This window comes from Nonomuraea sp. NPDC049750 (assembly GCF_040659625.1).
Taxonomy (GTDB): domain Bacteria; phylum Actinomycetota; class Actinomycetes; order Streptosporangiales; family Streptosporangiaceae; genus Nonomuraea.
This window is the reverse complement of record NZ_JBFANB010000017.1, coordinates 54,252-73,938: the sequence shown is the minus strand read 5'-3', so window position 1 is coordinate 73,938 and position 19,687 is coordinate 54,252. Positions and strand designations below refer to the sequence as shown.

General features: G+C 67.9%; 16 protein-coding genes. 5 read left to right on the top strand and 11 right to left on the bottom strand.

The window, feature by feature from the left end:
- Positions 1 to 153 precede the first annotated feature (153 nt).
- Positions 154 to 1,062: a tyrosine-type recombinase/integrase gene (locus AB0J16_RS35905; protein ID WP_358547969.1), complete on the top strand. Its 909-nt coding sequence runs from the start codon at positions 154 to 156 to the stop codon at positions 1,060 to 1,062.
- A 175-nt stretch (positions 1,063 to 1,237) separates the two neighbouring features.
- Here the strand turns inward: AB0J16_RS35905 and AB0J16_RS35900 are convergent, their stop codons facing one another.
- Positions 1,238 to 3,544, bottom strand: coding sequence for a ricin-type beta-trefoil lectin domain protein (locus AB0J16_RS35900; RefSeq protein WP_358547967.1), 2,307 nt, complete (start codon positions 3,542 to 3,544; stop codon positions 1,238 to 1,240).
- An 84-nt stretch (positions 3,545 to 3,628) separates the two neighbouring features.
- On the opposite strand from AB0J16_RS35900, the gene AB0J16_RS35895 reads away from it, so the two are divergent.
- The gene (locus AB0J16_RS35895; RefSeq protein WP_358547964.1) at positions 3,629 to 3,856 is read left to right on the top strand and encodes a hypothetical protein; all 228 of its coding nucleotides are present in this window, start codon (positions 3,629 to 3,631) and stop codon (positions 3,854 to 3,856) included.
- A 4-nt stretch (positions 3,857 to 3,860) separates the two neighbouring features.
- Here the strand turns inward: AB0J16_RS35895 and AB0J16_RS35890 are convergent, their stop codons facing one another.
- Both AB0J16_RS35890 and AB0J16_RS35885 read right to left on the bottom strand, forming a co-directional pair.
- The gene (locus AB0J16_RS35890; RefSeq protein WP_358547961.1) at positions 3,861 to 4,346 is read right to left on the bottom strand and encodes a Tn3 family transposase; all 486 of its coding nucleotides are present in this window, start codon (positions 4,344 to 4,346) and stop codon (positions 3,861 to 3,863) included.
- A complete protein-coding gene (locus AB0J16_RS35885; RefSeq protein ID WP_358547958.1) occupies positions 4,243 to 5,412 on the bottom strand; it encodes a Tn3 family transposase in 1,170 nt (389 codons plus the stop codon). Before AB0J16_RS35885 ends, AB0J16_RS35890 begins: the two co-directional genes overlap by 104 nt.
- A 143-nt stretch (positions 5,413 to 5,555) precedes the next feature.
- On the opposite strand from AB0J16_RS35885, the gene AB0J16_RS35880 reads away from it, so the two are divergent.
- The 3 genes from AB0J16_RS35880 to AB0J16_RS35870 are packed head-to-tail and all read left to right on the top strand — an operon-like array spanning position 5,556 to position 8,036.
- Complete coding sequence (locus AB0J16_RS35880; RefSeq protein ID WP_358547955.1) at positions 5,556 to 6,209, top strand: VanZ family protein; 654 nt, start codon at positions 5,556 to 5,558, stop codon at positions 6,207 to 6,209.
- Positions 6,210 to 6,235: 26 nt separating this feature from the next.
- Positions 6,236 to 6,931 (top strand): response regulator transcription factor, encoded by a 696-nt coding sequence (locus AB0J16_RS35875; protein ID WP_358547952.1) that lies wholly within the window; start codon positions 6,236 to 6,238, stop codon positions 6,929 to 6,931.
- A gap of 10 nt (positions 6,932 to 6,941) precedes the next feature.
- Positions 6,942 to 8,036 carry a HAMP domain-containing sensor histidine kinase gene (locus tag AB0J16_RS35870; protein WP_358547949.1) on the top strand — a complete coding sequence of 365 codons (1,095 nt, stop codon included), beginning with the start codon at positions 6,942 to 6,944 and terminating at the stop codon, positions 8,034 to 8,036.
- A 106-nt stretch (positions 8,037 to 8,142) separates the two neighbouring features.
- Here the strand turns inward: AB0J16_RS35870 and AB0J16_RS35865 are convergent, their stop codons facing one another.
- The 8 genes from AB0J16_RS35865 to AB0J16_RS35830 form a co-directional block, all read right to left on the bottom strand.
- Positions 8,143 to 9,378 (bottom strand): hypothetical protein, encoded by a 1,236-nt coding sequence (locus tag AB0J16_RS35865; RefSeq protein ID WP_358547946.1) that lies wholly within the window; start codon positions 9,376 to 9,378, stop codon positions 8,143 to 8,145.
- A 152-nt stretch (positions 9,379 to 9,530) separates the two neighbouring features.
- Positions 9,531 to 10,202, bottom strand: a complete 672-nt coding sequence (locus tag AB0J16_RS35860) for an amino acid transporter (RefSeq protein ID WP_358547943.1) — start codon at positions 10,200 to 10,202, stop codon at positions 9,531 to 9,533.
- A 226-nt stretch (positions 10,203 to 10,428) separates the two neighbouring features.
- Positions 10,429 to 11,286: an IS30 family transposase gene (locus AB0J16_RS35855; protein ID WP_358547941.1), complete on the bottom strand. Its 858-nt coding sequence runs from the start codon at positions 11,284 to 11,286 to the stop codon at positions 10,429 to 10,431.
- Between the two features lie 38 nt (positions 11,287 to 11,324).
- The gene (locus tag AB0J16_RS35850) at positions 11,325 to 12,530 is read right to left on the bottom strand and encodes a beta-galactosidase (protein WP_358547939.1); all 1,206 of its coding nucleotides are present in this window, start codon (positions 12,528 to 12,530) and stop codon (positions 11,325 to 11,327) included.
- 362 nt (positions 12,531 to 12,892) lie between these two features.
- The gene (locus tag AB0J16_RS35845) at positions 12,893 to 14,089 is read right to left on the bottom strand and encodes an NAD(P)-dependent oxidoreductase (RefSeq protein ID WP_358547936.1); all 1,197 of its coding nucleotides are present in this window, start codon (positions 14,087 to 14,089) and stop codon (positions 12,893 to 12,895) included.
- A gap of 5 nt (positions 14,090 to 14,094) precedes the next feature.
- Complete coding sequence (locus tag AB0J16_RS35840; RefSeq protein ID WP_358547933.1) at positions 14,095 to 16,311, bottom strand: glycoside hydrolase family 3 C-terminal domain-containing protein; 2,217 nt, start codon at positions 16,309 to 16,311, stop codon at positions 14,095 to 14,097.
- Positions 16,308 to 17,189: an alpha/beta hydrolase fold domain-containing protein gene (locus AB0J16_RS35835; RefSeq protein WP_358547930.1), complete on the bottom strand. Its 882-nt coding sequence runs from the start codon at positions 17,187 to 17,189 to the stop codon at positions 16,308 to 16,310. Before AB0J16_RS35835 ends, AB0J16_RS35840 begins: the two co-directional genes overlap by 4 nt.
- Entirely contained in the window at positions 17,186 to 19,669 is a 2,484-nt protein-coding gene (locus AB0J16_RS35830; RefSeq protein WP_358547927.1) for a family 78 glycoside hydrolase catalytic domain, read from the bottom strand. Before AB0J16_RS35830 ends, AB0J16_RS35835 begins: the two co-directional genes overlap by 4 nt.
- Positions 19,670 to 19,687 lie beyond the last annotated feature (18 nt).

Here is a 19,687-nt window from a genome sequence, read left to right as displayed (position 1 = left end):
GAGGGGCCAGGGCGCGACGGGTTCTCAGATAACTGTTGTTATCTGGCAAGATAGTGATCACGGGCGTAGCGCGAGCTGGGCGGTCGTCGTCCAGCGCGCACGCTTCGTTTCCCGGTTATCTGGCAACCTGGCGGATCAGGGAGGGCGACCCCGGTGGATCCGGTCATCGTCGAGCAGCTCGGCCGCGCCCACCCGCTCGCGGCACACCTGAACGACTTCCTTACCGACCTGGCCAACGCCGGCGCCTCCGCCCACACCCGGCGCGCCTACCGCGGCGACCTGATCGCCTTCGCCGCCCACCACGGCGAGGAGATCGGCGAGCTGACCGCGACGCCGATCCGCGCCTACCTGGCCGAGCTCGCCGATCTGGCGCCGGCCAGCCGAAAGCGTAAGCGCGCCGCCATCGCTTCCTTTTGCAAGTGGGCGGTCCGCCACGACCTCCTGGCCGCCAACCCGATGGACCGGATCGACACCGTCAAGGTGCCAAAAAATCTGCCGCGCCCGGCGGCGGCTGCCGATGTCGCCAAGGTCCTGGCCGTGATCTGCTCGCGGCGGCCGCGTAAGGATCTGCCGCTGGACCGGCTGCGCGATCGGGTGCTGTTCGAGACCGCTTACGTGTGCGGAGCCCGCGCCTCGGAGGTGTGCGGCCTGCATGTCGAGGACCTCGACCTGCGCCTGGACGACGAACACGTGCGCATCTGCGGCAAGGGCGGCAGCGTGCGTACTGTGCTGCTCGACGACCGCGGCTACGTCAGCCTGCTCAAGCTCTACCTGACCCGCGCCGGCTACGCCGCCGGACCGCTGTTCCGCGCCTCCATCAACGGCGCCGCCGGGCCGCTGTCCTACGACGCCGCCCACCACCGCTGGCAGACCTACTGCACCATCGCACGTGTCGAGATCGACATCCACCAACTCCGGCATGCCCACGCCACCGAGCTCATCAACGCCGGGGTGTCCATCGAGGCCGTTCGCCGCCGCCTGGGCCACGCCTCCACCGAGACGACGCAGCTGCTGAGATCCGCGCTGCCCGTCGGCGCCGCGACCAAGCAACACGCTGAGTAACCTGCCTCGCCGCGGCGAAGATCCTTTCCACATCTCACCCAAGATCATCCTCGCCGCCAGCGGCTGTTCCTAGGTATCAACCCCTGGGGTATCCTCACGGCGGCGGCCAGGCAACCTCGGAGGTCGATGTCGGTGCGGCCGAGCAGCATGGCGATAGCCGTACCCCCGCGCGGGATCAGGTCTTGACCAGGCCGATCTGGGCCGACCCGCCAGCGTACGCCCCGGCGTGCACTCCCTGGTACCAGCCGAGCCCTTGGTTGCAGAGCGCTGGCGTGAGAGCGCAGCCGGACGTCGAGGACTGTTCGCTGATCCAGATCTTCGGGGGGTAGTAAACGCTGGTGCATTGCACGGACAGCTGGAAGTCCCCGCGCAGGAGCGTGTTCTCCAGGTCGCCGGCCGTGACCCGGTAGACGCCGGGGGCCATGTCCACCCAGCTGCTCTGGTATGGGCCGACGGTGAAGGTATACGGGGGTCTTTGGACGCTCACGCAATTCCCCTGCACCTGCACGTCGTCGGGCGTCTGATTAGTGAAGGTGAACCGGCTGTAGCCGTAGGAGCCGAACCAGTCCACCTGGTCCGTGGTCATGGGAAAGGCCCAGCCCGCGGCCGACAGGAAGAAGTCCGACTGCCGCACGCCGTTGTCCCAGACGTCCTGCTGCATGGCCTGGGAGCCCGGATACTCCTGCGGATTGCCGATGGCCGCGATCCAGTACAGGACCCCTTGCGAGTCGTACCACTGTGCGTAGCCGGGGATGTCGCTCGGGTGGTAACCGTTCGACGACGTGTAGATCTGGTACTTCGACGGCAGCAGCATCTGCATGACGGAGGCTTTGTAACCCGGGGTCGCGGCCTTGACCGCGTCCGCTGTCGTGGTCGGGCCCCAGTACAGCGAGTCGCCCCCGCTCGGCTTCTCCGTCAACTGGAAGACGCTCTGCATCTTTCCCCAGTCCTGCAGGATCGCGAGCTCCATGTCGCCCATGGAGCTCAGCACGGCGGTGTAGTTCTTGTTCAGCTCGTTCCAGAGTTCGGAGACTGTCACCTGGAACGGGTCGGGCGAGATGCTGCCGGAACCGTCGGACGAGGCGGCCAGGGCGACGCTGACGCCCATCTCCATCAGGTTCGCCGCGACCGCGAACCCATCCCCGGCGGCGCTCAGCCCGGTGTAGAGCAGGCCCTCGAAGACCGCAAGGATAACTCCGCCGACGATCGGCTCGTTCGTCCCCTCGCTGATCCCCGCGTCGGAGATGAGCTCCTGGGTGAGCTGGTCGTTGTTGGTGAACAGGGCGAGCTGGAATTCCTGGTAGTTGGCGAACAGGTCGCGGGTGGCGTCGGCGTACTGGATCTCGGTGGTGAGCTGGTGCCGAACCGCGTCCCAGGAATCCTGCGAGATGCCTTCGGGCGGCTGCGTCCATGTCGCGATCTGGTAGCCGTAGTCGGAAAGGGTGCGGTCGAGGTTGCAGTACTCAGCGCGCAGCGAGGTGACGCCGAGCCCTTGGCAGATAGCGGTGTACGCCTGGGCCTCCTCGCCGGTGAATTCCAGGAACGGTACCAGGGGCTGCGTCAGGACCGCGTCCAAAGGCGCGGAAGGGACGGCGTACCACGTGTAGGCCGCGCTGGAGGTGCCCGGCGCCGCCAGGACGGGGTCTCCGTCGGTCAGGACTCCCGGGCCCCCGGTCATGCCGGAGGGGACCAGGCAGTTCGCGGATGAGGCGTTGCGGATCTCGTTCGGCGTGTAAAGGTCCCAGTATCCCGTCATACCGTCCGGGTACGCGTCCACGTCCGTGTAGTTGCCGCCGCCGTCGAAGGGCGAGCCCAGCGCCAGGATGAGACCGCCGCCCTGCCGGCTCAGAATGCGCCCGTCCTGCGTAACCTGCCACAGCTCATTGTTCCCGACGCCGGTGCCCAGCGGCCATACGATCACCTGGGCGCCGGGAGTGGTCGAGCCCCCCTTAACGTTGAGCACGCAGGTGTTGCCGTCGGCGTCCTGGAGCGCGCTCTGGAAATAGACCCACCTGGGCTTCATGATCGTGACCGGCGGAGCCGTCGATGCCAGGAGCGTCCAGTGCTGCTGCCCCCACGGATCGGCGCCTGAGGGCGAGGCCAGAGCGAGTGTCCCTCTCCCCCACCCGTAGCGATCGGGCGCGGAGAGCACCTCGCCGTTCACTGACTGGTTCTCGATGTATCCGTCGTCGGTGATGGTCCAGAGCTGACACGGGTAAGAGGGGTCGCCCTCCTGCTGGGTCACGAGCAGGCTCTGGGTCTCGTCCCACGTGATCGCGCACGCGTTCAATTGGCTGATGATGTGCCCGTCGGCGGTCATCGTCCACAGTTGGCTCTGGCTTGTCTCCTGCGGGTAGAGGATGATGGGCGCTCCGGGCGCCGTGGCGTCCCCCTCGATCGCGAGCATATAGGGCTGCACAGAAGTGTTCGGCTGGATCCGGCTGGCGATGTAGAACACCGACCCCGGCGGAGGTGCCACCATCGTCTTCCTCCCGACATCACATCCCGTATATCGGGTGACCTACCGCACGTCTGCTTTGCCCTAACGGTCCACAGGGTCAAGAAGTTGCCCGCGCGCCCGCGGCCCGGTCAGTGGCCGTCTTCGCCACCCATATCGGTTCCGCGCTCGCTCGACATCGAGGTCGACCTGCATCAGGTGCGCTCGGCAGATATCGCCGCCCTCATACCAGGCCTCGCCCGAACCGGCCGCACCGTGGCGTTGCACGACGAGAACATGGCCTTCGCCTGCGGCGTGCTCCAGCTCCTGACCCTGATGACCTACATCAGCCCCTGAGCGATCACATCAGACTCGCGTCCGCCGTCAGCCGCAACGGCCGCCAGCCGCCACCGTCCAGCTTGGCCAGCTCCGCCTCCACGTCCACGGTGATCACGCCGAAGAAGTTGACGTTCTCGCTGTGTGCCGGGGAGATGTGGGCCAGCAGTTCGTCGGGAATGTCCCGGCCAGCCGCCCGAAGCTGCCGTACGGCCAGGGAGTAGTACTCGGTTGTCCACGCGATGACAGAGTTGGTCAAAACGGTCAAACACCACGCCTGGTCCGTCTGATCGGCCAAGGCTGGCTTGGTGATGGCGCCCTGCTGGGCGTAGTGCAGGTCCCGCCGCAGCGCGTGCAGGCTCTCGCCCTTGTTCAGCTGGCGGGCGATCTTGCGGCGGTAGGCCGGGTCAGACAGATACTTCGCCGCGTGCAGCGTACGGCGCAGCATGCCCCATTCCTTCAACGCCGCGGCCAGGGTGTTCTGCCGGGAGGCGGCCGACCATTTGCCCACCACCAGCGAGGCGGTGGGCCTGGCCGTATTTCAGCGACCCGGCCATGCGCAGCAGGTCGGGCCAGCACTCGGTGATGAGGTCTTCGTTCCAGCGGGCGCTCAGCAGGGGGCCAGCGTGCGGGTAGCGCTTGACCGTGTCCGTGGGCGTCTCGTCCCGGATCAGGGTGATCTTGCCGAGGTCGCGGATGCGCGGGGAGAGCAGCTTGCCCACCAGGTCGAACAGGGCAAAGTTGATTAAGGTGACGCCGTGGGTATCGGTCGCGTGTTCGAACAGCGGTAGGTCGGTGGCGTTGCCCAGGAAGTCGTCCAGCACAAAGTGCGCCTCGCGGGCGTTCGGCACGATGATTTTCGTGCCGAACGTGGAGTGCTGGTCGGACACGTGCGTGTAGGAAGACAGCACCTGGCCGCCGTGGATGGTCATGTCCCGGGCGGTCGTGCTCTTGCCGCGCACTGGGAAGCGCTGGCCATCTGAGCTGGACATGGTGCCGCCGCCGAACACCTTCGACAGATCCAGCCCGTGGTGGTGGTTGACGATGCAGGTGTTGGCCTCGCGCAGTGTCTCCTCCCGCACGTACCACTCCTGCGTCCAGCGCAGCACGTCGTACGGGATGCCGCAGGCCTCCGCCATCCTGGCCAACCCCAAATTCGTCGCGTTGGCGATCAAGACGCTGAGGATGTTGCGCTTGAGATCGGCCGAGCGGGCCTGCTTGCGGCCTCCGGCGTGAGTGAAGCAGTCCAGGAAATGCGTGCGCACATCCAGCTCGATCAGCAGCGAGGCGATCGGCGCGAACGGCAGCATCCCGGCCAACTCGGCCTTCAGTTCCTTGGCCTCGGCCGGCACGTTGGCCTGCCCTGGCCCTTCACCGTCCGTCATCCGGCCGCGCCGGCCACGGCGCTCGCCGAGTACGTCACCGCGCCCACCCTGGCCGTCGCCCGCTCTCATCCCGCACCGTAGCCGCCGACGCCTGTCACCCTGCCGCGCGGCGGCGTCATCGCCGCCGGTCACCATCGAGACGCGCATCTCCGCCCGGCAGCTGCGCGCGATCGAAGATGCGGGGGTCGACATCGACAGGGCGCCCCAGCTGGATCGAGCCGGCCAGGCGTGTATCGCGGATGTATGGAAAACCGCATACGCCACCGCAACGGCCCTCCGGCTTCGATGAACGCATGAACTCCCTGTCAGCACAGTCCCGCCGTAGGCGCAGGATCGTGCTCCTGAGTCTGGCGATCCTCGGCCTGGCGTGCGCCGCGTTCGTGGTGCGGCGGCCGCTCATGATGTCCGCTCCGCGGTGCATGGCCGGGCGGTGGCACGGCTGCTTCGACACCGAGAACGGTGTGGTGCTCATGACGCTGGTCGCGCTGCCGTTGGCCGCGCTGGTGGTGTGGGCTCTGGCGCGCCGCCGGTGTGCCGCCGGCCTCCCCTCGGCGTGGCGGATGTCGCTGGCCGAGGTGGGCCTGGTCTACGGGACGGTGCCGTTCGTATGGATGACCATGATGCCGGGTCCGGGGGCCGGCATCGTCCCCGGCCGGGTGAGCCTGGTCCCGCTGCGAGACCTGCTCACGATGGGATTTTTCGGGATCGGCGCCAACCTGCTGATCTTCGCGGCGCTGGGGTTCTTCGCTCCGATGCGTTTCGCGGCGCTGGCGTCCGTGCCACGAATCCTGGCGCTCGGGGCGAGCTGCTCGGTCCTGGTCGAAACCGCACAGTACGTTCTGCGGCTGGACCGGGTGTCCTCGGTGGATGACGTACTGGTCAACGCCGCCGGCGCCGCCCTGGCCGCGCTGGCGGCGCGCCCCTGGTGGCGCACCACGGCGGAGGTGCCGTCGGACCAGTCTCGCCCCGTGCCGGCACCGGCAGGCTGAGCCCAGTGTGGTCATAGTCTTCAGGCATGCGCGTACTGATCGTCGAGGACGAACCCCATCTGGCAGAAGCCGTCCGTGACGGTCTGCGACTGGAGGCGATCGCCGCCGACATCGCCGGCGACGGCGACACCGCGCTGGAAATGCTGGGCATCAACGCCTACGACATCGCGGTCCTTGACCGCGACATCCCGGGCCCCTCCGGCGACGAGATCGCCACCCGCATCGTCGCCTCCGGCAGCGGCATGCCCATCCTCATGCTCACCGCCGCCGACCGGATCGACGACAAGGCCTCAGGGTTCGAACTCGGCGCCGACGACTACCTCACGAAGCCCTTCGAGCTCCAAGAGCTGGTGCTCCGTATCAGGGCGCTCGACCGCAGGCGCGCCCACAGCAGGCCACCCGTGCGGGAGATCGCGGGTCTGCGTGTGGATCCGTTCCGCCGCGAGGTCTACCGCGACGGCCGCTACGTCGCGCTCACCCGGAAGCAGTTCGCCGTACTCGAGGTTCTCGTCGCCGCCGAAGGGGGTGTCGTCAGCGCCGAAGAACTCTTGGCGCGGGCATGGGACGAGAACGCCGACCCGTTCACCAACGCCGTGCGCATCACTGTGTCGGCACTGCGCAAACGGCTCGGCGAACCCGGGATCATCGCGACGGTTGCCGGGGCCGGCTACCGCATCGACACAGCACCCGACACCGCACGCGAGGGAGGAGGCCGTGAATAGGGCGCCTGGCTTGAGTGTCCGCCTCAAACTCACCCTCAGCTACGCCGGATTCCTCATGCTCGCGGGTATCCTGCTGCTCGCCACTGTGTGGGTGTTCCTCCTGCGCTACGTACCCGACCCACCACGTGGAAGTCTCGCCCCCAACCCACTCGGATCCCACATACCACTCCTTCGAAATCCCACCCGCGACGACCTCCTGCGGGCCTTCGCTCCGCGGGCGGCCCAAGCGCTGGTGTTCCTGCTGGTGTTCGGGCTCGTGGGAGGGTGGATTCTCGCCGGCCGCATGCTCGCACCACTCACACAGATCACCGATGCGGTACGGATGGCCGCGAACGGGTCGCTGTCCCACCGGATTCGCATGAAGGGCCGCCAGGACGAATTCCGTGAACACTCCGACGCGTTCGACTCGATGCTCGAACAACTCGAGTCTCACGTCGCCGAGCAGCAGAGGTTCGCCGCGAACGCCTCCCACGAACTGCGTACCCCGCTGGCGATCTCGCGGACGATGCTCGACGTCGCCCGCAAGGACCCCACTCAGGACCGGAACGAACTCATCGAACGCCTGCACGCCGCCAACACGCGGGCGATCGACCTCACCGAGGCCCTCCTGCTGCTCAGCCGCGGCGGCCGCGGAAATTTCACCCGCGTGAGCGTCGACCTCTCCCTCATCGCCGAAGAAGCCGCCGAAACGCTGCTCCCCCTCGCCGAACAGCGCCGGATCACGCTGGATGTCACCGGCGAGGCCGCCCAGACCAGCGGCTCCGCCGAGCTCCTGTCGCGGATGGTGACGAACCTTGTCCAGAACGCCATCGTCCACAACCTCCCCGCCGACGGCGCCGTGACAGTCCACACCGAGGCGCACGGCGACACGAGCGTGCTGCGGGTCGAGAACACGGGTCGCCCGCTCCCACCGGAACTCATACCGACCCTCATCGAACCGTTCCAGCGCGGAACAGAACGCGTACGCACCGACGAGCACGCCGGCGTCGGCCTCGGCCTGGCCATCGTGCACACCATCGTCCGCGCCCACGACGGGACCCTCGACCTCGCCCCCAGCCCCAACGGCGGTCTCTTGGTCACGGTCCGGCTTCCCGGCACGCCGTAGGATCGCGTTCGGGCCGGCGCCGTTCTCGGCGATCAGGTCGAGTTCCGGCAGTGGAGAAGGGCCCGTGCCTGATCGGATGGCGCAGCCCCGGGGCGCCGGCCAGACCTCAGCCCGCGCGCAGCTCCGCCGCGACCGCCCGCTCCCGCAGCTGGGTGGCCTCCGCCCGAGCCGCCTCCAGCTGAACACGGGCGTCCTCCAGCCGAGCCCGCTCCAGCCGTAGCTCCCCTCGCAACCGATCCCGCTCCTCCACCGCACCCTGCGCCGTCTCGCGCGCCTGGGCGATCTCCGCGGCGGCCAGTTCCCGAGCCTTCGCCGCGTCGTTCAGGGCGACGGCGCGGTCTCGTTGCGCCTCGGCCGCGGCACGTTCGGCGCTCTCCGCTCGGGCGACGGCCCGTTCCCGCTCCTGTCCGGCCGCCTCCGCCCTGGCCTCGGCCGCGGCCAAGTCCCGCTCGGCCAGCTGCCTGGCCCGCCTGGCTTCCGCCGCCTCCTCACGTGCGCGATCACTCTCCGCCCGCGCCGCCGCCGCCTCCTTCCGGGCCTGTTCGGCTCGCGCCTGCCCGTCCTTTTCCGCCCGTACGGCGCGGGCTTCGGCTTCTTTCCGCACCTGTACGACCTGCGCCTGCGCCTCCTTCTCGGCGCGTACCACCCGAGCCTCTGCCGCTGTCTCAGCCCGTACGGCCTGCGCTTGCGCTTCAGCGGCCCGCCCATCGGCGGCCTCGACCCGCTCCGCCAGCTCCTGGAGCGCCTGATCCCTGGCCCGCTCGGTCAGCTCCGCCCGCCGTACCGCCTCATCGGCCTGCCGCTCGGCCAGATCGGCCCGGCGCCCGGCCTCCTCGGCCGACTGCAGAGCCTGCCGCTCGGTGCTGGCCGCCTCCCGCAGCGCGGCCAGTGCCTGCTCGCGAGCCCGCTCACCGTCAGCCTGCGCCGTATCCCGCTCGGCCTCGGCCTCCTCCACGCGCAGCCGCATCACGCCGGCCTCCCTGCGCGCGTGCTCGGCGGCCTCTCGCGACAGCCGTACCTGCTCGAATGCCTGCTCCCGCTCGGTACGCGCGATGGCGACCCGCGTGTGCGCCTCAGCCTGTACGGCGCTCAGCTTCGCCTCGACCCCGGCCGGACTCAGTTCCTGGGCCAGCGCCCTGGCCAGTGGCTCGATGGCGGCGGCCAGCCCGTTCTCCATCCGGTCGTACAGTTGCTCGGCCCGCGCCAGCGCCCCCTCCAGCCCGGGGGTCGCGCGCCGCATCTCCCGCTCACGCTTGGCGGCGGCCTGGCAGTCGCCCTCAGGGCAGTACGCCTTGGGCCGCCCCCTCCCCCGCCGCTGCTCGATCGGGGCACCACAGTGCAAACACGGCGTAACCACTGTGGCTTCTGTGCTGATCTGTCGAGCGCTGCCCTGCCGCTCGCCCTGTGTATCCGGGATGGTCACTGGTCTTGCCTTCTCATGTGAAGTGGCGGATTTCGCGGAACGAGACGTCGGCTGCGGCCTTACGCGCAGAATCACGCGATTTCACGACGCCGCACGTCATCAGGCCCATCGGGCCCATCGGGCGCGTCTGGTGCGTCTGACGCAAGGCGCTCGCGCCAGGGATGCGTGGTGTGCTCGATCTCCAGCGCCTCCGCCAGCCAGCGCCGCTCCCCCTCGCCCAACAGCGGCAGGACCGCCTCGAAGTCGGCCTCGTCCTTCGGCCGCAGTCCCTTGGACTTGTAGAGCAATTGCACCTCCGGGACGATCCTCCGGAAACCATCCTGCTCGACGGTCAACCCGGCCGGCGGGCGGCGGATCCGAGGATCACGCCGGAAGATCCATTCCTCGTCGTCGGCCTCGTCCAGCATGAGCTGGAACCGCCAGGGGCCGTCCGGATGCTCGCGTACCCAGATGTCGTGCGCCTGTTCGGGCAACACCTCGCCAAGCGCCCATGGCCGCAGCGTCTGGGGCACGACCGCGGCGTGTACGTCCCAGCCGTCCAGCAGCCGCCGCACCGCGAGTTGGTCCCGGCGCAGCAGCGCGATATCGACGTCCCCGTGCTCGCGGTACGCATGACCCACGGCCAGCTCGATGGCGTAGCCGCCGGCCACCCACCACGGCGTCGCCAGCCCGCGCATCAGCGTGACTACCTCGCCAAGCGGCGCGGCCTCCCAGGGACCCCACGGTGTCTCGATCCTCATCATCGGCACATCATGCGCTATCACCGCCTCCGTCGTCAGCGCTCGTGGCGCTGCGCCACGCCAACGGCATGCCCGGTTCCACTTGGCGTGCGCGGCTTCTAGGGAGACCGGACTTCACGCGGTCATCCTCTCCGCTTCGGATGCGAGCCCCGCACATTACGTCCGCCCATCTCAGTCGTCACGCTCAGACTCTAGCATTTTCGATTTTCTAGAAATTCAAATTCAATAATTAAGATCTGTTGCGTCGCGACGAATCTTGGCAACTTGCGAGAAGGTGAAATTCCCGCAAGTTTCGGCTGACTGGATCTCCCCGGGCGCCGGGCACGGCCCGGTCCTCGACCTCGGCGGGCCGGTCGGAGATCATCACCATCTCCTGCACGAATCGGTGCTGCCGCTGGCCGGGCTGCCGGTGGGGCTTGCGGCGGGTCCGGCCGGTTCGCAGCGCGCTCTGGACCTCGCGTTTGAGCCCGCCGCGGGCCTGGAAGTAGAGCGCTTGGTAGATCGTCTCGTGACTCACGCGCATGCTCTCGTCGTCGGGGAAGTCCTTGACGAGCCTGCGGGAGATCTGCTCGGGAGACAACTTCCGTTCCAGACCGTGTTCGACCTGCTCCCGTAACGCGGTGTGTTCTACCAGCTTGGACGGCTTCGGCCAGGTTCGTCTGGCGGCGGCGGCCTGGTGGGCTTGATACGGCAGGTAGACGCCCTCGACCGAGCGGCCGCTGACCTCGCGGGAGACCGTCGACTTGTGCTTGCCCAGCCGCGCGGCGATCTCGGTGACGGACTGCTTGTTGATCAACCCGTCGGCGATCGCCAGCCGGTCCTGCAGTGACAGGTACCGGCTGCTGATCGCAGCAGCTTCGGCCTCTTTGATCATGGAGGTCTTGTATCGGGTCCCCGAACTCGAGTCCACGACCGTCCCGTCGGGGTAGGCCCGCGTCCCGTTGGACTTACGGACGCCCCGATGCCAGTCCTGCGCGGTACGCGGGTGGATCCCCACCTCGCGCGCGGCGCGAGCCGAGGACCAGCCCTCACCGACGAGCTGAAGGAACCGCTGTTTGGCCTCCTGCTTGCCCCGCGCTTCCAGCACCCCGGCCTCGACCAGGACCCGCCGGGCGGCTGCGTGACTCAGGCCGGCCGTCTTCGCCAGGCGTCAACGCCGAAGAACGATACCCCCACGGCGCGGTGCCCACCGACGGCGGCGAACATCTGGGCCATGCCCTCAGCATCGGCCCGCAGTTCCGGCACGAACAGGCGGTCTCGGCGGGAGCGGTACGCGGCGAAGACGGGCTCGGCATCCTTCACGTACGCGTCGACGGCGAGGAAGTGCAAGGACGGTGCCAAGGCCTCCCAGATCGCGGCGACAGGCATGACTGGCCCGCCGCTCGGGTACTGTCCGGGTCGCTTCCCGCCCGCCAGCGCCACCGTGCCATCGAGCACGCTGTCGGCGTCGAGCCAGGCGTTCACGAACAGGGGGACGTCGTATTCTGCCGCCCCGGCGGCGGCGACGACCTCGGTATATGTAGCGAAGGCTGCGGCCATGAAGGCCTCGTCCACGCGGTCGCCAGGGGGGAAGAGCTCCGCCCAGGTACCCTCTCGGCGAGCGCCCGCGCCTAGCCATTCGGCATGGATTGGGGCGCTCTCGTCCCCGGCGATCGCCTCGATGACCGTAGCGGGGACCGGCGCTGCGAATGCGCGCTCCGCGCCCGCGCTGCGATCCCGGCAGTCGCCCAACAGGCCGATCTCGTTCTCCACCTGGACGGCGATCACGGTCCTATCGGCGTCCACCTCGCGGATATGGCGCAGCAACGCCGCGAACGCGCGCGCGTCGGCGTCGCGCGCTGCCATCCCGAACGGCGTGACCTGCTCGACCCTCGACCCGTCTGACAGCTCACTTCTCGGGAACCGCGCCACGTCGGTCTTGACCCACGCGGGCACATAGGTCGAGACAGCGTTCTTCCACGATCCAAACCAAAGCGGGATGAGTCGAAGGCCCCGCTCGCGCGCCGCGCCGATCATCCGGTCGAGAAGCGTGAAGTCGAACGTGCCCTCAGACGGCTCGAGCAGGTCCCACGCCACCGGTGCGAGGACGGTGTTAGCGCCGAGTTCCTGCACCGTCGTGAACGAGGCCTCAATGGCGGGGATGCTGCTCGACCTCGAGTTATGCACCTCTGCTCCGATGACCGGGAAAGGCTTACCTTCGACGGCGAGGTAGCCACCAGCCCACGACCCGGCGCTCCCAGTGCGTTCTCGCGCGCTATCGCGCTCAACCAGGCCGGGCCCAGTTTCGGATGGCGTTCGAGCGTTTCCCGGACTCGATGATTCGATCGACATGAAGGGCTCCCTAGAAGGTCAGCGGATGGGGCCGGATGCGGAGGACGACGGCTCCCGCGAGGTTCATTAGGACGGCTGCGCGAACCGAGCGGATCGCGTTGAGGCGGAGTAGAGCTGGGCGAAGAACGGGTTGCGCTCAGCCTGGCGCTCGTAACCGGCGCTGTCGCGCGTGCAGTCCGGGCACCAGTGGCCGCCGGCGAGGATGAGGAACGGGCTGGCGGCGAAGATGTGCCCGAAGGCGCAGCTCCAGATCAGGGCTCGCGCGGCTGTCCCTGCTGCACGGAAGGCGACACGAGTTCGCCGCCGCGGAACTGTGCGCGCGCACGTAGTCGTCGCGATCCCAGTCGCTGGCCGCCGTGTCCTCATCGAACCCGTGGTCGAGGTACGACGGAGTGCGTGAAGGCTCCGGCACAACAAACGTCATCCACGCCGATCGCCCGCCACTCCTCGAGCGAACCGAAGTGCGCTCGGATGGCGGCCTCATCGTGGTGGGCGATCGCGTGCATCGTCCCGCGGGGCTTTCGGGTGAGCGGGCGCATGACGAGGTTCTTCACCATCCACCCTGGCACGCGACCGGCCGACCGCACGGAGTCCGGGAGCGTCGCGACAGCTCGCTCAAGAGCCTGATTGAACGTGTCCCGCCGGAACGGAACGAGATCATTGAGCCAGTCGCTGTCGGTGTACCAGTGGCCGTGGAAGTTGCGGGTGGCGAACCAGTTGCGGTTGTACCAGCCACGCACGTCGGCGACGCCGAGGGCACCGCTGATCGCGGTCTGCAGTCGCCAGTTCGTCAGCCGCCACTCCTCCCCGCCGCCGATGTTGTAGATGCCGCCCCAGAACTCCTCGGGCAGGTCGCGTTCGGCGATGCCAACGAGCAGTCGTGCCGAGTCCTCGGCGGTCGTCCACTCCATGACGCCGCCCAGGGTGGAGTGGGTCATGATCGGGTCACGGAGGGCGAGCATCCCCGGGTGGAAGATGCCGGTCTGGCGCAACCATGCCCACTTGGGCAGCCCTGACTCGATCAGCAGCTTCTCGGCGACGACCTTCGTCTGCCCGTACTCGTCGAACTGCGACACACGGATCGGGTCGCCGACCCGGCCCCAGTGGGTCGGCGGCGTGCGGTCGCCGGTCTCGGCCACCGAGCCGATGCCCACGACCCCGACCGACCCCGGGTCGGGCAGAGCCGCCATCGCGCGGATGATGTTCTGCATGCTGCCGATGTTCACGCGCTGCGCGAGTTCGGGATGCTGGTCGGCGAGCGGTGAGACGACGGCGCCGACGTGGAGGATCAGGTCGACATCGCGGATGGCGCGCTGCACGTCTGCGAGGTTCAGCAGATCGCCCCAGAAGACTTCGAGGTTCTCCATGTCGGCGAACTCGTCGAGGATGGCCCGGTCCAGCTCGGTGTCCAGCGCGAACGCGACGACGCGCATCCGGTCACCACGCTCACGGAACTCGCGGAGCGCGGCGCGCCCCCAGTTGCCGGTTGCCCCGGTGAGGAGGACGCGGGTCCTCGTGAGCCTCGGAAACCGCGCCTCCGATTCGTGACTTCCCCGCACGCCGACTAGACCTCAGCGGGCTGTCGGCTCAGAGCGATCAGCATGTCGAGGGTCTCGTCGGGCAGACCGACGCCGGGGAACCGTGCGAACTGGTCCATCGGCATGGAATCGACCATCCGCAGCATGTCCGCTCCCGCTTCGGCCGCCTCGCGCTGCTCGGGGGTGGCGTTGGCGAGCATCCCCTCCATGAGCGCGGGCCCGACAACCGGGTGGGCGAAGAACTCCTTCACCGTCGAGGTGCGAGTCAGCTCCGGAGGTGCTTCCGTGTCGCCTTCCAGCTCGACCTCGACGCGCGCGACGATGTCCGTCGCGGAGCGGCCGATCTCGACCCCGTAGCTGCCGGGTTCCACCCACCAGCGGTGGCCTCCGGCGTCCCAGAATCGGAACGTCGTCCGATCCAGTTCGAGGTCGATTCTCGTCGACTCTCCGGGCTCCAGAGTCACCTTGGCGAACGCACCCAGCTCACGAACGGGTCGCCGGACGCGCGATGCGGGCGGTGCGACGTACACCTGCACGACGTCGGCACCGGCGACGGAGCCGGTGTTCGTGACTGTGACGTGGACCACGGCACCATCGGCCCCGGACGCTTCGACGCTCAGATCGCTGACGTCGAATGTGGTGTATGACAGGCCGTGGCCGAACGGATAGCGCGCGCCCTGCCCGGAGGTTACGTGCGCCCGGTAGCCGACGAAGACACCCTCGCCATACCGCACGACTTCCTGCTCGCCTGGGAAGTTGAAGTACGACGGCGCGTCAGCGAGCGCCACCGGGATGGTCTCCGCAAGGCGCCCCGACGGGTTGGTGACGCCCGTGACCACGTCCGTGATCGCCCCGCCGATCGCCTGTCCGAGCGTCCAGCCCTCGACGATGGCGTCGACGGAGTCGTGCCACGGTTCGAGGCTGACCACTCCGCCGTTGGCGAGCACCACGACGGTCCGAGGTGCGACGGCGGCGACGGCCTGGATGAGTTCCACCTGTCCTGCCGGCAGTTGCAGATCTACTCGGTCGAACCCCTCCGACTGCTCGCTCTCCCAGAGCCCTGCGAAGACGATCGCGACGTCCGCGTCGCGGGCAATGTCTCGTGCCTCCTGCAGCTGTTCCTCGTCGGTGCCGGCGGAGGTGTAACCGGTGGCGAATGCGACGTCGCCGAACACAGTCCGCAGTTCCTCAAGCGGGATGTCGACCCGTGTCGGATTCACATGGGAGGACCCACCGCCCTGGAACTGCGATTCGACAGCCAGCGCACCCAGGACGGCAAGCTTGGTCCCCGGCTTCAGCGGAAGCGTGCTGTTCTCATTTCGGAGGAGAACGACGGACTCGGCTGCAGCCCGCCGCGCGAGCTGGTGATGAGTCTCGATATCGAAGGACGCACCTCGCTCGGCGGTCCGCTCGATCAGCTGCCGGAGCCTCTCGATGCTGACATCGATGACGTCCTCGCTGAGTCGGCCTTCCCTCACGGCGGTGACGATGTCCCTGGTTCCCGCGCCGTTGCTCGAGGGCATCTCCAGATCGAGCCCGGCGGCGAGTGCGACTACCCGGTCCTTGATCGCGCCCCAGTCGGAGACCACGAGGCCGTCGAAGCCCCACTCATCGCGCAGCAGGTCGGTCAGCAACCAGCGGTTCTCGGAGGAGTAAACACCATTGATGGCGTTGTACGAGCTCATCACCGTCCACGGGGTCGCTTCCGTCACGATCCGTTCGAAGACCGCCAAGTAGAGTTCCCGGAGAGTGCGCTCGTCCACTTCGGCGCTGACGCGCATGCGGTCGGTCTCTTGATTGTTGACGGCGAAGTGCTTCACAGAGGCTGCGACGCCTTGGCTCTGGACGCCTTTCACCCACTCTGCGCCCAGTACGCCGGCGAGCAGCGGATCCTCGGAGAAATACTCGAAGTTGCGGCCGCCGAGAGGTGAACGCTTGAGGTTGACCGCGGGGCCCAGAAGCACCTGTACGTCGCGCGCCCGGGCCTCGCGCCCGAGCGCGACGCCGATTTCACGGACGAGCTGCGGGTTCCAGCTGGAGGCGATCGCCGATCCGGTCGGGAAACATGTCGCCGGTTCGCTGTCGTAGACGCCGAGGTTGTCACCGGTCCGGCCCTGCCTGCGCACACCGTGCGGCCCGTCGCTCAAAACGATTGCGGGAAGACCTGCCGCGGCGGTGGAGCCGGTGAAGTCCTGGCCGCCGAGCGCCGACGCGCGTTCCTCGATGCTGTAGTGGTCGCTCATTGGACTGCTCCTCTGGTCGTCTGTGTCACAGGTTGCTGAATAAGATGCGCTGTGCGGGTGAGCCAGCCGCTGATCGTTGCCATTCCGGTGGCGAAGTAGCCGGATTCCGGTCGGTTGAGAAAGCCGTGCGGCGCCTCTGCGACGATCTCGTAGTCGACCGGGACGTTGAAGCGGTCGAGCTCGGCGGCGAAGGCGCCGCCGGAAGCGCGGAGCGAATCGCGGTCGGCGTCCACGAGAAGGCTCCGTGGGAACCCACTGAGGTCGTGACCACCAGGGAATGCGGTGGCGTCGGCCATTGCTTCTCGCCTTCCCGTGTAGTTGCGGTTCATGCGCTCGACCGTTTGAGGTCTGAACTGGGCGATCGCGTGTCGTCCGCGGATCCTGGCTCGGAGCTCATCCGGGATGGAAGGCAGGGCGGCATGGAAGGTGCCATAGGCCAAGACCAAAGCGGCCGGACCGGGCCTGTTCTCGCGGATGAGCCGGAGAGTGGCCGCGGCGGCCAGGCAGGCGCCCGCGCTTGCTCCGCCGAGAATGATCCGCCCATCCATTGCCTCGGAACGGATGCTGTCGACGGCATCCAGAACGTCCTCCAGCGGGATCGGGAATCGTATCCCTTCCAAGACCCCTGGCTTCGTCTTGCGGATGGAACTCCATCGGGGAACTCGTCGGTAGTCGACGGCGACGACCGGTCGCCCGGTCGCAGCGAGGGCCAGGGCTGGCGCGTGCGACTCCGGCTGATCGAGGCCGCCGAAGGAGAACGCTCCCCCATGCAGCCACACCAACGGATCGGCTCCTGCTACCGGTGTCTCGGGTCGGTAGCGGCGAATCGGTATCGGGCCGTGGCGACCTCGAACGACGTCATTCTCGATTGCGGTCACGCCGGCACGCTCGCCCTCGTGACAGCCTGCTCGAGGTCCTCCCGGAGCTCGGGGGCTGCGCCGGGGATGTATTGCAGGAGGAGCTCCAGGGTCATGCCGGCGGCTTCCGGCGCGTTGCCGTCGATAGGGATTCCGGGCAGATGCTTGGCGAAGACTTCGGCCAGGCTCCGCCACACGATCGGGTCTGCGGCGAGGACTTTGAGTGCGGTGTCCATCGAGTACTCGGGACGCTCGGCCCCCGGGGCGCTGTATCGCCATGAGTGCGTGCCGGCTTCGACGGTGACCTCCGCCGCCTCCGGGTGGAGGGGAAGCCGCACGAGTGCTTCCGTCGCGTGAGGAACGGTCACGTCCACCGTCATGACGCCCTCTTCGATGCGCCACGTCACGGCGACCTCGCCGTGTACGGTCACGTGACGAGCCGAGGCATGGGTGAGACCGCCGCCGGGCTGCGGTGCGATCAGGAGGCGCCGGTAACCGGGCTCCGCGGCCTGAATGCCGCCGACGACCCGATGCAGCCACGAGCACACCGCGCCGAATGCGTAGTGATTCAGAGAGGTCATCCCCGACGGGTTGATGGTGCCGTCCGGACGGATGGAGTCCCACCGTTCCCAGATCGTCGTCGCACCCATGGTGACCGGGTAGAGGAAGGAGGGGCATCGGGTCTCGGTGAGCAGCGCGTACGCTTCCGCGAGATGTCCGGTGCTGGAAAGCGCGTCGGTGACCATGGGCGTTCCTGCGAACCCGGTCGAGATGGTGAAGCCTGCTTTGGCGACCAACCGGGCGAGCTCGTCGCCGGCGTGCTGACGCTGGTCCTCATCGAGGAGGCCGAAGCAGATCGCCAGCGCGTACGCTGTCGCGGTCTCGTTCGTCACACGACCGGCGGCAGTCACGTACTCGCGTCGGAAGGCGCCGCGAACGCGGTCGGCGAGAGCCGCGAAGTGGCGTGCGTCGTCGTCCTCTCCGAGGATCGCAGCCGTCTCCGCCATCTCCCGGGTGGTCTTTGCGAGGTATGCGGATGCAACCAGGTGGCGGTCGGTCTTGCCGCCGGCCGGGTTGTCCATCGGCGCGTCAGGGTCGAGCCAGTCGCCGTACTGGAAGCCGCTGGACCACAAGCCGTTCTCGTCAAGAACGGCCTCGACGCTGCGGATGAAGGTCGTCATCGACGGATAGGCGCGACGGAGTATCCCTTGGTCGCCGTACTCCTGATAGAGAGCCCACGGCAGGCTCACTGCGACGTCGCTCCACAGCGCGGTCGGCGGCGATGGGGTAGAGAGGATGTCCGGAACAACCCACGGGACATATCCCTTTTCGGCCTGTTCGGCGGCAAGGTCGTCCAGCCAGGAGCCGATGACCGCGCGCACGTCGTAGAGGTACGCTGCGGTCGGACCGAATGCGTTCAGGTCGCCGGTCCATCCCAGACGCTCATCGCGCTGCGGACAGTCGGTGGGGACGCCGACGAAGTTGTCACGCATCGACCACACGGCGTTCTGATGCATGCGGTTGATCAGCTCGTTGGAGGTTTCGAACCAGCCGGTACGGCGCATGTCGCTGTGCACGACGACCGCGCGCAGATCCTCGTCTCGAAGCTCCCCCGGCCACCCGTCGACCTCGGCATAGCGGAAGCCGTGGAAGGTGAATCGCGGTTCGAAGGTCTCGGGCCCGCCGCCGGCCGCGGTGAAGGTATCCGTCGCCTTCGCTGTACGCAACGTCTCGGTGTCGAGTTCACCCTCGGTCAGGGTCTCCGCATGTCGCAGCGTGATCGTGTCGCCTTCCGAAGCTCTCACCGTGAAGCGGACCCAACCGGAGATGTTCTGGCCGAAGTCGACGATCGTCCGACCGGACGGGCTCTTGGTGATCTCGACCGGGGCAAGCTGCTCCACGCGACGGATCGGGTCGGCGGTGCGGTCGAACAGTGCTTCCGACGGCCATTCGAACGTTTCCACCTTCGACCAAGCGGAGTCGTCGAATCCCGGCTCGGACCACCCATTCGGTTCGAGCCGGGCGTCCACGCTTTCACCGTCGTAAATCGATGATGAGAGGATCGCGCCGGTCGAGGCACGGAAGTCCTCGTCGGTGACGACGAGCTGCGAGTCGTTGGCGTACTCGATGGTGAGTTCAGCCCAGAGGGCGGGGCGTTCGCTGTAGTGGTTGCGCTTGTTCTCCCAACCGAGCCGCCCGAGCGCCCAGCCGTCGCCGACGATCGCGCCCAAGACGTTCTCGCCAGGCGTGATGAGATCCGTCACGTCGTGGGTGCTCACGGCGAGCCTGTTCCGGTAGGAGGTCCAGCCAGGCGCCAGGACCTCGTCTCCGACGCGGTTGCCGTTGATCCACGGCTCGACGAGCCCGACCGCGGTGATGCGCAGCGTCGCCTTGATCGGGCTGCTCGGTGCCGTGAAGCTTCGACGGAAGTACGGTGCGAGGTCTCCCTCCTTCCCGGTCGGGAAAGTCGGGGTGATGAAGTTCGCAGTTGAGTGGGGCATGGCTCCAGTACCTGCCTG